12 protein-coding genes are annotated in these 14,849 nt (G+C 40.5%); 6 read left to right on the forward strand and 6 right to left on the reverse strand.

Features of this window, described 5'->3' with window-relative positions; translation table 11 throughout:
• Positions 1 to 34: 34 nt before the first annotated feature.
• The 6 genes from VK664_RS00265 (at position 35) to VK664_RS00290 (ending at position 6,808) form a co-directional block, all read left to right on the forward strand.
• Positions 35 to 2,431 carry an alpha-L-rhamnosidase-related protein gene (locus VK664_RS00265; protein ID WP_461396581.1) on the forward strand — a complete coding sequence of 799 codons (2,397 nt, stop codon included), beginning with the start codon at positions 35 to 37 and terminating at the stop codon, positions 2,429 to 2,431.
• Between the two features lie 267 nt (positions 2,432 to 2,698).
• Positions 2,699 to 4,312, forward strand: a complete 1,614-nt coding sequence (locus tag VK664_RS00270) for a hypothetical protein (protein WP_461396582.1) — start codon at positions 2,699 to 2,701, stop codon at positions 4,310 to 4,312.
• Positions 4,313 to 4,317: 5 nt separating this feature from the next.
• On the forward strand, positions 4,318 to 4,884 hold the full coding sequence (locus VK664_RS00275; protein WP_461396583.1) for a toll/interleukin-1 receptor domain-containing protein: 567 nt from the start codon (positions 4,318 to 4,320) through the stop codon (positions 4,882 to 4,884).
• 55 nt (positions 4,885 to 4,939) lie between these two features.
• Complete coding sequence (locus tag VK664_RS00280) at positions 4,940 to 5,263, forward strand: DUF4143 domain-containing protein (RefSeq protein WP_461396610.1); 324 nt, start codon at positions 4,940 to 4,942, stop codon at positions 5,261 to 5,263.
• A gap of 205 nt (positions 5,264 to 5,468) precedes the next feature.
• A complete protein-coding gene (locus tag VK664_RS00285; RefSeq protein WP_461396584.1) occupies positions 5,469 to 6,086 on the forward strand; it encodes a response regulator transcription factor in 618 nt (205 codons plus the stop codon).
• Complete coding sequence (locus VK664_RS00290) at positions 6,083 to 6,808, forward strand: helix-turn-helix domain-containing protein (protein WP_461396585.1); 726 nt, start codon at positions 6,083 to 6,085, stop codon at positions 6,806 to 6,808. The genes VK664_RS00285 and VK664_RS00290 overlap by 4 nt, the downstream gene beginning before the upstream one ends.
• A gap of 10 nt (positions 6,809 to 6,818) precedes the next feature.
• On the opposite strand, the gene VK664_RS00295 is transcribed toward VK664_RS00290, so the two are convergent.
• From VK664_RS00295 to VK664_RS00320, 6 genes are all read right to left on the reverse strand, one after another.
• Positions 6,819 to 8,822 (reverse strand): hypothetical protein, encoded by a 2,004-nt coding sequence (locus VK664_RS00295; RefSeq protein ID WP_461396586.1) that lies wholly within the window; start codon positions 8,820 to 8,822, stop codon positions 6,819 to 6,821.
• Positions 8,823 to 9,079: 257 nt separating this feature from the next.
• Positions 9,080 to 10,003: a PLP-dependent cysteine synthase family protein gene (locus tag VK664_RS00300; RefSeq protein WP_461396587.1), complete on the reverse strand. Its 924-nt coding sequence runs from the start codon at positions 10,001 to 10,003 to the stop codon at positions 9,080 to 9,082.
• Between the two features lie 43 nt (positions 10,004 to 10,046).
• Positions 10,047 to 10,952, reverse strand: coding sequence for a HipA domain-containing protein (locus tag VK664_RS00305; protein WP_461396588.1), 906 nt, complete (start codon positions 10,950 to 10,952; stop codon positions 10,047 to 10,049).
• 22 nt (positions 10,953 to 10,974) lie between these two features.
• On the reverse strand, positions 10,975 to 11,310 hold the full coding sequence (locus VK664_RS00310; RefSeq protein ID WP_461396589.1) for a HipA N-terminal domain-containing protein: 336 nt from the start codon (positions 11,308 to 11,310) through the stop codon (positions 10,975 to 10,977).
• On the reverse strand, positions 11,291 to 11,509 hold the full coding sequence (locus VK664_RS00315; protein ID WP_461396590.1) for a helix-turn-helix transcriptional regulator: 219 nt from the start codon (positions 11,507 to 11,509) through the stop codon (positions 11,291 to 11,293). Before VK664_RS00315 ends, VK664_RS00310 begins: the two co-directional genes overlap by 20 nt.
• 269 nt (positions 11,510 to 11,778) lie before the next feature.
• Entirely contained in the window at positions 11,779 to 14,580 is a 2,802-nt protein-coding gene (locus VK664_RS00320; RefSeq protein WP_461396591.1) for a hybrid sensor histidine kinase/response regulator transcription factor, read from the reverse strand.
• Positions 14,581 to 14,849: the final 269 nt, after the last annotated feature.

Genomic DNA, 14,849 nt, shown 5'->3' on the forward strand with positions numbered 1-14,849 from the left:
GGATAAAAAAAAGTTCTGTCGTAATTCATAACATATGAAAAATATTTTAATCACCTGCATTCTTTTGATCTTCATAAATTTGCTTACGGCACAGCAGCTGTTTGTTTCAAACACAAATTCAGGTGTTAACCCGAATCTGTTGCGTAAGCAATGGGCATCAAAATGGATCACCTCCCCGGATAATGACCCAAGAGCTTATGGTGTTTATCACTTCAGGAATACTATCACTCTCAACACCAGGCCTGCAAAGTTTATCATCCATTTATCGGCCGATAACCGCTATCGGTTTTTTGTAAATGGTGTGCCGGTTTGCAGTGGACCGGCAAGAGGTGACCTGTATAACTGGTACTTCGAAACGATGGATATTGCTTCTTATCTAAAGCCTGGCGCCAATACCCTGGCTGCATTGGTCTGGAACATGGGTACGCTGGCCCCGGTAGCACAGATTTCTAACCAGACTGCTTTCGTAATACAGGGTGATGGTGATGCCGAAAAAATGGTTAACTCGGGATCTAACTGGAAAGTGATAACAAGTAAAGCTTATGAACCATGTTCAATGGATAACATGGCGCGCATGAAAGCGTATATGGTGATTGGACCGGGAGATAAGGTAGATGCATCAAAATATCTCTGGGGATGGGAACAGCCGGGTTTTAATGACAAATCATGGAAGCCGGCTATCACGGTGGCAACTCCTTCACCATCCGGAACAGGTACCGATAATCAATGGACTCTCACTCCCCGCAATATTCCATTGATGGAAGAGACGTTGCAACGCATCAACGTTATTCGACGCTCTAAAGGTGCTAATGTTTCACAGGAGTTCTTATCCGGCAAAAAAGCGTTAACCATATCGCCAAATAAAAAGGTTACCATCTTACTTGACCAGGAGTTTAACACGGTGGCCTATCCCGAATTGTTGGTAAGTGGTGGCAAGGGATCTTCGGTGAAGCTCACCTATGCCGAGGCTTTGTTCAACAGTAAGCGGGAAAAAGGAAATCGCAACGAGGTCGACCAAAAAGAAATCATTGGTAACTACGATATTTTTCTGCCTGATGGCGGCAATAGCCGTTTGTTCAGGCCACTTTGGCTAAGAACATATCGTTATCTGCAGCTGGATATCAGTACCGCCGACGAAGCATTAACCATAAACGACCTCTATGGTATGTTCAGCACTTATCCTTTCGAAGTAAAAGCGTCGTTTGCAAGCAACGACACCAGTATGAAGTCGTTATGGGACGTGAGCTGGCGCACAGCCAGGCTTTGTGCGGGTGAAACATATTTTGATTGTCCTTATTATGAGCAATTGCAGTATGAAGGCGACACCCGCATCCAGGCGCTTATCTCTTTGTATGTAACCGGCGATGACCGGCTGATGCGTAAAGCAATCATCGATTTTAATAATTCGCGCGTGCCTGAAGGACTTACCCAGGGCCGCTATCCAAGTAGCAGGCTGCAGCTGATTCCGCCTTATTCCCTTATTTGGGTATCTATGGTTTATGATTATTGGATGCACCGGAAAGATGATGCATTTCTGAAACAATTCCTGGTCCCCATTGCGGGTGTATTGAACTGGTACGAGCAAAAAATAGACATGGATAAAAAAATGCTTGGACCAATGAACTGGTGGAACTTCGTTGACTACACCAAAGCTTTCAACGATGGTGTTCCTGAGGGTGCAGTAGATGGAAATTCTTCGGTTATTACGCTTCAATACATTTATGCACTGAAACATGCTGCAGCTTTATTCAATGCTTTCGATAAAAAATATGAAGCTGCACATTATACTCAGCTGGCAGACCTGTTGAACACAAATACATATAATAATTGCTTCGATAAAAGCAGGGGTTTAATGGCAAATACACCGGATAAGAAGGTTTTCAGTCAACATGCGAGTTTACTGGGCGTACTTACCGGGGCAATTCCCGAACAAGATGAAAAGGATGTAATGACAAAAGTGCTGAGCGATCAAAAGATCGGACCGGTTACTTTTTATTTCCGCTTTTACCTGAACCAGGCTCTGAAAAAAGCGGGCATGGGCAATCTATATTATCAGCAGCTTACTCCATGGCGCCAAATGCTAAAAGTTGGCCTGACCACTTTTGCTGAAATGCCCGAACCTGCAAGATCCGATTGTCATGCCTGGAGCGCAAGTCCCAACTATGATTTCCTGGCAACCATTTGCGGAGTAGTTCCTGGTAGTCCTGGCTTTTCGACTGTCGTTATCGCTCCTTCACTGGGTGAATTGACAGAAGTAAACGCTACTGTTCCGCATCCGGAAGGGTCAATAGCGGTGGCGCTTAAACGAACTGGTGAAAAAGGCGTAAGCGGAACAGTTTCTTTGCCATCAAACATTACCGGGAAGTTTGTGTGGAATGGAAAAGAGATTGTTTTGAAAGCAGGTGCTCAAACAATATCAATATCAGAATAAATAGTGCAAAAGCTTTTTTGTATCATATATATTTTATATCTTAATTTTTACAATCCCACTCTGGAAAATTATTCTTTCAATATTGACTGACGCCCTACCAAAACTATTTAGTAATCCCATTTCACCATTTATTGCAATATGCCAGGCTAAAATTAGCGAGCTGCAAAAAATCAGATCCATAAAATCGAAAGTCAAAGCACAAATTTTATGGACAATGAAGGAATGTATTACTGCAAATATATACCCGACAAATAAACCTATACCTATATGCTAAGTTCTGCCGAATTACTAATTGAGGTGGAGGTAGAAAACTTCTCAACCATTAAAGATGGTATGACCATCCTTGCGACAAATAATGTTGCAGCCTCTTTTATTGCGGATCAGGATTTTCCAAAATCGCATACCCTTCCAAAATTTACACCGCTGCCTTTTAACAACTTTGGCCATTTTTATCTATTCGACCACCAAAAGTTTCTAAAAATCATCTATCAAACTATCAAAGAACTAAAGCACTGTAATAATAAAAACGGCCAGGACATTAAATGGGTTTGGGGGATCGGGACGGTTTTGCTATTTAGCGTTATAATTGTGACTGTAGTGGGGATGGAAAATCTAATCCCAATGCATTTCGCTATTCCTGCCATCATAGGGGCTCTTGCATATTTTATTTCTGTGAATATTTACAATCAAAAAATCAATAAACAAATTGCTGCAAAAAAGGCAGAAGTCCTGGAAAAACTATTGTGCAATACGTTTGAGGAGAAACAAGATTTTCCGTTTCCCGACCAGCTTAAAAGCTTACTTGCGCTTAGTGGCCAGGGACAAGCAACTAAGGAAACATTCCCTGTACTCGTTGCTTTTAAAGAGGACCATCCCTTTCCTGGTTTTGGAAGATTACAACTCGAGAATAAATTTTTCTGCCCACCTAAAAACCTGGATAACGTTGTACCTAAAGAGGAGGAGTATCTAATGCAAACGGTCATTTCCAAACTACAAAATTCATTGCAGGCAGGAGGAATAGAAAACATTGGTTTTGGGAAAGTTATTGTTTTAAACCGCGAAAGCCTGGATATTGATAGTCCATGGCTTGACGCTAATAAATGCCCGCTTCTTGAGAAAGACATTTACAATTTACAATCCGTTTATGCCGTTGATGAAAATGCCTCTGTCAGGCTCTTTTTTATGGTAGAAGTTCTGTTCCCAAAATATGATTCAGCAGCATGTTTCTTTATTCGCATGTTCAGAGCAGGGAACTCTGCCGGCTGCCAGATAGCATTAACAACTATTGGCCCTCCAAAGCTTGGTAAACCCTACATAAAAAACAGATTGATGAAGTTCAAAATGGGAGAAACTGTCGATGGATTTACTGTCAATAATATTTTGGAATCTGATAAAAATGAACAGCTTCTAAAGGAAATCCGGGAAAAGTTCAAGGAGAAATTCCACCACGACATCACAGTTGACCAATTAGTTGGATTAGACCCACTGAACGAAAAAGGTGAAAATGAAAAAAGTGTTACCTCAAAAAAGGAAGAGATCATCAGCCATGAAACTTCCTGGCCTGGCCGATACTATTACTACCCATACAATTTACGAGAAGAACAATCCCTGACATTTGGTGGCGACTTCTTTGGTTATCCTGAATTGGTCGGCACTATTTCCGTAGCCTACGAACAAATCTCTAAGTTGGTACTTGAGTGTATTGAAAGTCATGGATATGATATTTCTAAATACAAAGACAAAGAAGGTAAATATTCAATCAATGCCGAAAAAATTGAAAAGCTAATTGTTGGAGAAGTAATTCACATGAAAGAGGATAAGAAAGAGGCAGTTGGATCAAACAATAAGACAGCGAACGATAACAAAAAGGTTAGTGTATAAGAAATATGAAAGTAACAATCAATGCCAAAACTGTAGGTCAGTTAATTAACGGAGATACTGTAAACCTGTATGCTGAGAATAAAGAAATTGTTCAAACTATCAGGAAAGTAGAGGCCGAAGCCTTAAAAATTTTCATCTCCTATAGTCACAAGGATAACGAAATCAAAGACAAGTTGATTACCCATTTGGCACCGCTTTATCGAAGTGGAAGTATCATTGCATGGAGTGACAGCAATATTTTACCTGGTGAGGAATGGGATTTTAAAATCAGGAAGTCGCTTGATGAGTCATCAATTATTTTACTTCTGCTTAGTGCAGATTTTATTATATCCGAATACATATGGAAATCCGAAGTCTTGCCGGCAATCGAAAAATATGAAAAGAAAGAAGCAGTTGTAATACCAATTATGTGTCGAGCCTGTATGTTTGATGAAATGCCTTACGCAAAATTTCAGGGCCTTCCTAAAAATATGATCCCTATTGCTGATCATGCAAATATTGACCAGGTATTAACAGAGATTGTGAAGTCAATAAAAATCATAACCAATCAACTAATCCTTCGACAAGCTTAGTATTTTTCGATGTTCGGCAACACTAAAACAATAAGTCCCCTAATTTTTTTGAAATATTCTAACTACTTATTCTTCACTAAGTAATTTCAGTTCGCTTCAAAACCGCAATGATGTCGGACAGTTATGGGAACAATATTTTTTATCAGAAAGAATAAAATTCAATAGTTACCGCGGTTACCATCCGCAATATTATTTCTGGCGGACATATGACCAGCAGGAACTGGACCTGATTGAAGTAAACAATAACCAGGAGATGGCAGCTTTTGAATGTAAATGGAAACAAGAAAAAATCAAAATTCCTGTTGGGTTTGCAAAAGCATATCCTGATGCGGGATTTACGGGAATCACTTCATCCAATTACCTGGCTTTCATCACTTAAATAATTACGACTTCAGCGACCGAAAGCGAAAGGCAAAACCATAAATTGTTTTACTTCAAGGGAAAAACCGTAGTAATACTGAGGTTTACTTCGTCAGTTTCCCGTATTTTTCTACGAAAAAATTAGATGGATTCCAGTGTGGGAATCTGTTGAGGAAGTTCATCGACAGAAAACTCCTAAATAAAACCTTAACTCTTCAATATAGATGATCTCCATCGACGCATTTTCTACGCTCCCTGATCAGATTAAAGTTTATAATCTAAAAAGTTTACGAAATAGAATCTCCGGTTCTCACACGAACCTGCTTCACAGGAATTTCAGTGCGATACCTATTGACGACCAATTGAACGAATTGTTGGTTCAGATTGCAGATTATTTAAAAGCTCTTGAACCTGGATCCGTTTATAGTTTTTTTTCACGTTACGCTCTCAAAGTTACATCTCAATGGAGCTGGTTACTGTCTTCGGCCCACTTACATATCCCCAAAGATTCGGGGGAAGAAGAAATCGTGGTTTTTACATATGATCTTGATTCATTAGGAGACATCAAACCAAGGCTTTACAACGCACTTGAGTCTCAGATTTATTTTCAGGAAAATTTTAATAATGTTTCCAGTCTCACAAGAAAAGAAAGAGAGATTGTTGGTTTACTGGCAAGCGGTTTAAACAGCCGGGAAATCGCTCAAAAGATTTACATATCAGTTCATACCGTTAATACACATCGTAAGCGGATAATCGAAAAATTAGGTATCAAAGACCATGTCGGTTTGTTAAAGTATGCCGAGGCTTTTGGATTAAGTCATCAATCAACAACCACACCATGAGCCGCTATATAACAAGCACCGAAATTCAAAAGGCAAACCGCCAGCAGGTATATACCCTCGAAAGAAAAATTTATAATGGTGCCCTTTCTCTTGATGCAATTGGTGATTATCTGCCCGGGAACGTGCTCGTAACGGATCTAGGGCGCATGGCAACCGTGTATATGAATAAGAATGGTTGCAACCGCTTAAAGCATAGTATAGAAGAGTTGGAAGAGAAAGGGCCTCTATATTTCCAACAATTTTTTGTACCGGCAGAAACGGAGATTATTGTGAATACTTATCTCAAAATGCAGCAGGTTCAGGATCCATCCAAAATTTTCACCTTTGCACACAGGGCTAAAGCTCTCCATGAAAAATCCTTCAAATGGTATTTCGCTTCAGCCAAACTTATGTATACTCCTGGTCAACAGGTCTCGGACAAAATATTACTTATAGTGAACGAAGTCAATTCGACCGGACAAATAGCTAACAAGATCAACAGTGTACTGGAAGAAACGGACTGGATGAAGAAAAACTTTCGAAAGTTCTGTCTACTCACACCACGGGAGAAAATAATAATTTCAATGGTCATCAGTGGCAAAAACAGCTGTCAAATAGCTGACGAGTTACAAGTCTCCTCACTCACAATTAATACTCATCGCCGAAACATAAATGTTAAACTCGAAACCAGGAGTATTGCCGCGCTATATAAATTTTCCGTTGCATTTGGGTTGCATAAATAAACTCCCATTATCACTGAAATTGATAATCAAAATCTTCTTCTACATCGGGATCTGCATCAGTGTGTAGATGTAACCGATCTTTTCTTATCGATAAAATTGAAAAGACTACCTCTTTTCCTGTCGGAATCTCCCAAAAATCGACAGGAAATTTTACATCTATTGATTTCGTTTGGCTGTTATATCTCCAGTTAAATGAAACGGTGGCATAATCTGGCCTGGAATAATTGGTGAGCTTACAATTAAATTCATCTGTTATTTCAGTCCCCCAGTCTACCTGCCAGCGTTGAAAAATACCAGTTCCATCTGCTTTGAAGGTGATGTGTAGGCTATCCTGAATGTCCCAGTGATATGTTGTCATTTTGCAACGGGGATATTCGTTGGTGTAGTATGCGGAATCATTAAATATACCACCATCGTCGTCAGTTCCTGCGAAAGCCTTCCAGGTGCCGTGATTTATAATCATGTTCACTGTATCGTTCCCTTGTAGCTTTGCCTGAAATGTAACAATTCCAATCATAGAACCATCTCCCTTCCTTAATACTGCTTCTACGAGTTGATCTTCTTCTTCCTTATTACCTAATATCCAGTTTACTTCCGCCAGGCCCTGGGGATCGGTCATTACAAATTTTGAACTTAAAGTGCCGCCACCACTTTTAACCCTGAAATTCACATTAACACCACCCTGCGGCGAAAGCACTATGTCGTTTACTTTTACAACAAGCGGTTTTTGAAGCTGTTTATCTTTTATACCATCCTGTTCATCACCTGATACTTTTTCGATTTTGACAGGTGTAGAATAAATCAGGCGTTCTGTATCCCAGGTTTTCGAAGTCTCTACCAACTTCTTCCCGAACACACCAGCATGAGCTCCTATATTTGTCTGCAACCAGGCTGCGGCGGAAATATCCCAGACCGTACCAGTTTCGGGTTTATCACTACCCGCAACTTTCAATTCCTCCATAAGCGCCAACGAAGCATTTATACCAACCATACCATTCAGGGTGACTGTGATAACCGGACTTATTGACATATTCAGGGTTCCGTTTGCCAGGCTCTCTTTACCTCCAGCTCTCACTGATCCCTCCAACTTCCCATCATAGATTGGCGAGATTGAACCTTTTTCGTATTTGATGCCGAAATCCACTGTACTTGCAGCTTCTGTGTGAAGCGACCTGCTAATTTTGGCGTTAGCCGAACCGTAAACATTGTATTGTAGATCGATTGTAATCGTTGTAATCAGCGGTACCGGCACAACGCCAACAAATACTACCCGGGGATATATTTTTTTATATTTTGCGAGCGAACCCTTGATTGCCGGGAGATTTACATTCTTTTCCAGTATAACTTCAAAATCGGCTGTAGCTTTTATGCCAGCATCCTCGCAGGCAGCCAGGAGATAGCTTAAACTACCGGCCGAAAACTCGTGGTCAAATTTCCAGGTGGCATCGAGATTAACCATTCCTTGATTAAGTTTGATGATCGCACCACCTTCGTTATAAAGAATTTTTTCTTGAATGGGAAGATCAACACTATTCATTACTTTCTCATCCTGATCAATACCCTTTTCAGCATCAGGCTGTTTGGGCAACTTTTTATTATTAGGAATCAGTTCGCTTAAATCAAATTCGTACGAGAATTTCCCCTGGCTAAAAACCTCGTCAAGGGCAGCAGGTTCCGTCTTAAACGTTACCTTGTTTCCCTGTGCAACTACGCTCCTGACTCTTCTTATATAACCTTCTCCGGTCGAGCCCACGATAATATCACCGGCTTTAATTGTTATTAAGTTTTCTGAATGCGTAAATTCATAGTCTCCTTGCTTCAGTAAATTCGTATCGTTGGATAGAATAAATTTTGTAGAATCAATAATTCTTACGTCCCGATGCAGTGCCATTGTAGTATCCGAGGTGCCTGGAACTTCATTTTCATCATTTTCGGGACCATTTTTCCGGCAATTGGACATGACGATGGTAATGGCGATCAATGCCAGTAAAGCTGCAGTTTTGGTAGAATTCATTTAAGGAGTGTCTTAATTTTAATCGAAATTTTCTACGGTCAATCATAGTGCTTTGAAGCATCAAAGCTATGCGAACCATGCATTGACACCTATACCTACTTGTAGGTAGTTTTAATTCCGCAAAAATGCAGGATTTTTCCTACGGAGCAGTGAAGGCAATTGTTGATTTTGATGAGATGGAACCGCCGTATACCAAACGTAAGGTAGTGTGAGAGGACAGTCTGAAAATAACCCGCCGTATGATTGAAAGGCTCATATTAGTCAAACAGCCCTGTGTTAATATATTTCATTCCTGAATCGCAGGCAACGGTTAGCACGTTTTTCCCTTTTCCTAATTTTTTTGCAAGCCGTAATGCCGCCGCAACATTCAGTCCGGTAGAGGTACCAGCAAATATTCCCTCTTCTTTAGCCAGTCGTTTGGCTATTAATCTTGCTTCTGACTCCTCAATCAGGAGCACTTCATTATACGTTGAATTACTAAGTAAAGGAGGAACAAATCCGACGCTAATTCCATCAATAGAGTGTGTACCCTTAATCCCTTTTGCAATTAGCGGTGAGGATGAAGGCTCAACTATAAATGTCAGTATATTCTCATTTGCTTCGCGAAGGATCTTCGTCATTCCCACGTACATTCCGGCAGTACCCACCGAAGCGCAAAAAGCGTCAACTCTTCCGGAAAACTGCTTAGTGATTTCAGCGCCCATCACCTCATAGCCACTCAAAGCATCAATGTTTTCAAACTGCCTGGTCCAGTAATATTGCTGTGACAAACTTAAGTCCTGTACTTTTTTCATCATTTGGGGGATAAGATCTGGTGTGATCTTTCCTCCGGGAGCAGATACGATTTCCAGCACTGCCCCAAAGACCTTCATCGCGCGAAGTTTCTCAGGAGCAAACGCATCACTGGTTATTATTTTTAATGGATATCCTTTCAAGGCACATACGAAGGCAAGAGAGGTACCAGTGCTTCCTGCTGTGCATTCTATTACAGTCATTCCGCTGCGAAGATCCCCGCGATTCTCTGCTCCGTGAATTATGGCATCTGCCATCCGGTCTTTGTAAGATCCGGTTGGGTTTAAATATTCAAGTTTAATATAGATGTCAGCATTTTCTGAAGAACCAAGTTTGCTTAGTTTCACAAGCGGCGTATTGCCTATGCATTCGAGGAGCTTCTCAGCCATATTTGAAGTTAATAATAAATGTCAAGAGTGGTTATGGCCCTTTTTACAATCTAACTCTTTCGGTAATCAAATTTTTGTATTCAATTTTTCTTTCCTCACTTAAAAAAGAAATATCAATTAGCTCAATTGCCTTAGACAACCACTTGTCAATTCTTTTATACACGGTTTGCACCTGTTTTTCATTTAACCTCAGTGAGGTAGCAAAGCGCGTAAAATAGGCTCTATTAAAATTAAATTTTTTACCCCCAAGCAGTAATGCCATTTCTTCCTTGTCTTTCGGCAAAATCATTTTCACATTAAGTAAATCATATGCCGGAGATAAAACCCATCCCATGGGTAATAGAAACATTGAAAAATTCTTAAGATGCATATCATTGTTGCCAATGAGATAATTGAAAATAGTTAGTTCAAAAAAGCGCAGCTTGTCCAATAAAGTATTGGCTGAAAGTTCTCCAATCCTTTTTCCTAATTTTTCCATAGTCCCTTTGTATTTATCTTCCAGTTCCAGGATTTGCAGAAAGTCTATCATATGGTTTTTGCTGCCATCGTTATTTCGGTCTATTCGTTTGGTAATAAAGCATAATTCACCTGAAGCCAGGCGAATCATATTCACCGGCACAATATCAATACCAAATAAGGCTGCCAGTTTCATCGACAAATGCTCGTTCTCCGGCATTTGCGGATAGATTTTTACCGGTGGTTTTAATATATAATTGCCATCTAAGGCATCCATAATGGTTAACTTGTTTTGGTGTCCATCATTCAATGCTGACTTTAGCCATCCTAAAGAAAGCTTGGGTTGGACACCCGGTACTGCAACCGAAAGTTCTATGGTTTTCTTAGCTAATTGCTCAATCTCATCCAGGGCAAATAACAATTGAGGAGCTTGCTCTGTACCAAAAAACTTCCTGGCACAGCTTGGATGATAGTCCTGCTGTCCTTGTTCCAAAGGCAAATAACAGCTTAAACATTTAGCCGGCATCTTCGTTCTTAATTTGATGAATACTTACTGCACCGATGCAACTTTTGCCCACCGCCAGCAACAATCCCATTCTGTCGTTTCGGTTGATACGCCAGCTTTCTATTGTGATGTTCAGCAGCCAGCCTTCGGGAATCAAACCATCAAAAAAAGGAAATAACCGCTTGCTTCGATATAGTTGATTATTTACCGGTAGTTGAAAGCTTACGAACTGCTGTGGAAAGTTTTTTATATAATCGTCAGAATAAGAGAATGTATATTCCCCATCATCTGTTTCCTGTAACATTCCGGCCTTAATATCTTTATATTTAACTATTGCCTGTCTCATGATGTTGAATATTTACCGGGCCTAAAGTATGTCCAAACATCAGCAATACCTGGTTCACTTTTGACAGACTCAGGTTTTCTTTTCCCTGTTCAACCTTACGGATAACTGTTAATGCCACACCTGCCTTTTCAGCAAACTCCTCCTGGGTTATACCTAACTGCTTTCTCCTGGTTTTTACAAAATCAGCGATTGGATTCATTTTATATGTGTTTGGATATAAAAATAGGCTATTTTCAGAAATTATATGTAAAGGGATATAAAATCACGTTCTATAAAAAATTATATGTATTTGCATATAATTTTATAGAAAAGTCGCTGCATCGCAACTTCTTATACATATGGATGTAAGTATGTTGTTGAGCTTGATAAAATAACCGGGCAGGCAACGAATCTTAGCATGGCTGCTATGTAAGGACCGCCATTGAGCAGGTTAGCTGGTTTCAGAATAAGATATAGATCTGTTAACTTTTATTTGAGTTTAAACGCGGTTGGCGTTACGCCTAATTTCGTTTTAAAAACTGTGGCAAAATAAGCCTGTGATGAAAAGCCAACACGGGAAGCAACTTCTCCCACATTCAAACCTTCATGCTGTAATAAATATTTTGCTTTTTGCAAACGGCAATTGAGGATATAATCATTCACATTGCAATCAAGCAATGCTTTAATCTTTCGATATAATTGCACCTTGGAAACACAAAGACTTTTGCAAATGTCTTCGACATTGAAGTCTTCATTGCTTATGTTCTGTTCTACAAGGGCTTTGAAATCAGTAAGAAACTTTCGATCAAGACGTGAAATCTGCATTGTCTTCGGTGCTGCCGGCATATCAGCACTATAATGTTCCCGCAGTTTCGCCCGGTTTGCCAGTAAGCTTTTAATCGTTTGCTCCAATAATCGAAGGTTAAACGGTTTGGTGATATATGCATCTGCCATATTCTTCATCCCCTCGATCTGGTCTTCAATTCCGGTTTTAGCTGTCAGGAGGATCACCGGGATATGAGAGGTGCGTATATCAGATTTGAGGATTTGAGTCAGTTCGATACCGCTTTTGCCGGGAATAACAACATCACATATTATCACATCCGGCACTTCGGCTAAGGCAAGCTCAAGAGCGCCGTTGCTATTATCTGCCTGGAAGGTCTGAAACAAATGACCTAGTTTGGTACAAATAAAGCTCCGCAAGTCGGCGTTGTCTTCAATCACCAAAACGGAGAACTCCTGCGAATGCTTTACATCAATATTGGCTTCTTCAAGCGCTATCTCCTCTTCAAGATCGGTGATGAAAATTCTTTCATCTTCATACATCAACTTTGGGTCAGATTCTTTTTCTGCCAGCTCCTGTGTTTCCAGGTGTTGGTAGCCCTGCGGTAATTCTATATAAAAAGTAGTGCCCTTCCATTTTTCGCTTTCGACCCTGATGCTGCCATGATGCAATTGTATAAGTTCTTTCGACAAAGCCAACCCAAGTCCGGTACCCTTGTAGTTCTCAAACTCGCCCTGGTAAAATTGCTCAAAGGCATGACTAAGTGCTTCCTGGGTCATGCCGACACCATTATCCTGCACAATAATAGACACATTTTTATCTGTTGTCTTTTCAATGATTATATGTACAAAGCCGTTTTTTGCAGTGAACTTAAAAGAATTCGAAAGCAGGTTAAATAGTACTTTGTCGAGCATGTTGGTGTCGAACCACAGTGGAATGTTTCGGTCTTTGATTATCAGTTGCAGGTCTATCTGTTTTTTTTCGGCCAAAGGTTTGAATGCATCTGCGATAGAGGTAATGAACTCCACGAGATCGTTTTCCGTGGCACGAAGTTTCAGTTGACCAAATTCTATCTTACGAAAATCCATCAATTGATTTACCATTCTCAATAACCGGATCACATTTTTTTGGACCAGCTGCAGCCTGGAGTTGAGTCTGAAATTTTGCCTGGTATTAAACAACAACTCTTCCAGCGGTGCCAGTATCAAAGTAAGCGGGGTGCGGAACTCGTGGGAAATATTTGTGAAAAGTTTCAGCTTGGCATCATTGGCAGCCTGTGCTTTTTCAGACATCAATATTAACTTCCTTTCATTATTTAGTATTTCTTCATTTTTTTGTTTCAAACGTTTGTTTATTCTCCTGTTCTCATTCAGGGAGAAAAGAATAATCCCACCCATGGTTAAAGTGATCAGCAGGGTGGCCATTAATACATAGACCACATTGCTTTGATCTTCATATATCTTTTGCTGTTGGCCGAGAATCGCCTGCTGATGTTCTATATCAAGTTGCTGACTGGTGATCTTATCTGCCTGTAACTTTATCATTCGAACATTGGTGGAATCTATAATAATGGTCTGGAGCGTATTTTCGCGTTCGTAAGGTTGCTTCTGAAGGATCTTAAATGCGATCTGTAAAGCTTCCTCGCCACCTGTGGGGGTGAGCAAAGTGGCCTCGAGCAACTTATCAGACACCAGCTCCATTCCACCTCCAGGGCTGGCAAGACCATCCACACCAATAAAATGCGCAGACTCAGCCCAGCCTAGTTTCTTATATACCTGGTAGGCGCCAAGGGCCATAGGATCATTGTGCGCAAAAACTACGTCTCGTGGTGATAGCTGGTCTGCAATATCTGTCAGCCTTTGCCCGGCTACGGCCTGTAACCAGTCGCCCGGTACCCTTGCTTTGATCCGGATTTTTGGATTGCTTCTTAGGCCTTCGGAAAAACCGCGTTGGCGGTCGCCAGTGGGCGTTGAACCGGGAAGACCTGTTACTTCTATTATATGCGTGCTATCCTTATATGTGTTCGCAACAAAGGTTCCGGCCATCTTTCCGATCTCAAAATTATTGACGCCAACAAAGCTTGTATAAAGGTCAGAGGAGGTTCGCCTGTCGATCACGACTACAGGAATACCTTGTTTATATGCTTCTTCAATAACCGGCGTAAGTGGCCGGGCTTCATTAGGAGATACCAGCAAGATATCAATATGCATAGTGAGTAACTCACGGATCTGCTTTATCTGTAAATCACTGCTATCGGAGGCGTTGCGGTAAATGAAAGTGCTGCCGGGATAAAATGCCATTTCTTTCTTGATACCTTCAAGCGTAGCATTTTTCCAATTCTCATCGCCGGTACATTGTGAGAAGCCGATGATAAAGTTCCGTTGCTTGGGTTTTCGCTCGCAACTGGTAATGACCAATGAAAAAAATAATATAAGAAAAACAAGGGCTGAGGTAAGTTTACCGGCAATGGCACTGCCCCGGGATATTACATGGTTTAAATTTTTCATAAGCGGGATGCTACGTTAATCAGCAATCACAAAATAGTAGGTTCCAGATTTGATCCAATGAAGCTTTATATCCGCAGTAATATTATTGCAGATAAAGGAAACTGCAATCTTGTTTCCTTTAGTAAGTTAAATGAAATAATGCGCACACAGTTTCGCAGTCTTATATATTTTTTTTAGTTGTGCCTGGATAAAAATGAAATGTAAATACTCAAAAATGAAATGTAAAGACAAGAATCAAATACATGATTCAAATTTGAAAACTGGCAATA

It is taken from the genome of Flavitalea sp. (assembly GCF_035489435.1).
In the GTDB taxonomy this organism is placed as follows: Bacteria; Bacteroidota; Bacteroidia; order Chitinophagales; family Chitinophagaceae; genus DATHKG01.

Coding starts and splice junctions, on each gene's coding strand:
- VK664_RS00265 (WP_461396581.1), top strand. CDS start 35: ATGAAAAATATTTTAATCACCTGCATTCTTTTGATCTTCATAAATTTG.
- VK664_RS00270 (WP_461396582.1), top strand. CDS start 2,699: ATGCTAAGTTCTGCCGAATTACTAATTGAGGTGGAGGTAGAAAACTTC.
- VK664_RS00275 (WP_461396583.1), top strand. CDS start 4,318: ATGAAAGTAACAATCAATGCCAAAACTGTAGGTCAGTTAATTAACGGA.
- VK664_RS00285 (WP_461396584.1), top strand. CDS start 5,469: ATGATCTCCATCGACGCATTTTCTACGCTCCCTGATCAGATTAAAGTT.
- VK664_RS00290 (WP_461396585.1), top strand. CDS start 6,083: ATGAGCCGCTATATAACAAGCACCGAAATTCAAAAGGCAAACCGCCAG.
- VK664_RS00295 (WP_461396586.1), bottom strand. CDS start 8,822: ATGAATTCTACCAAAACTGCAGCTTTACTGGCATTGATCGCCATTACC.
- VK664_RS00300 (WP_461396587.1), bottom strand. CDS start 10,003: ATGGCTGAGAAGCTCCTCGAATGCATAGGCAATACGCCGCTTGTGAAA.
- VK664_RS00310 (WP_461396589.1), bottom strand. CDS start 11,310: ATGAGACAGGCAATAGTTAAATATAAAGATATTAAGGCCGGAATGTTA.
- VK664_RS00315 (WP_461396590.1), bottom strand. CDS start 11,509: ATGAATCCAATCGCTGATTTTGTAAAAACCAGGAGAAAGCAGTTAGGT.
- VK664_RS00320 (WP_461396591.1), bottom strand. CDS start 14,580: ATGAAAAATTTAAACCATGTAATATCCCGGGGCAGTGCCATTGCCGGT.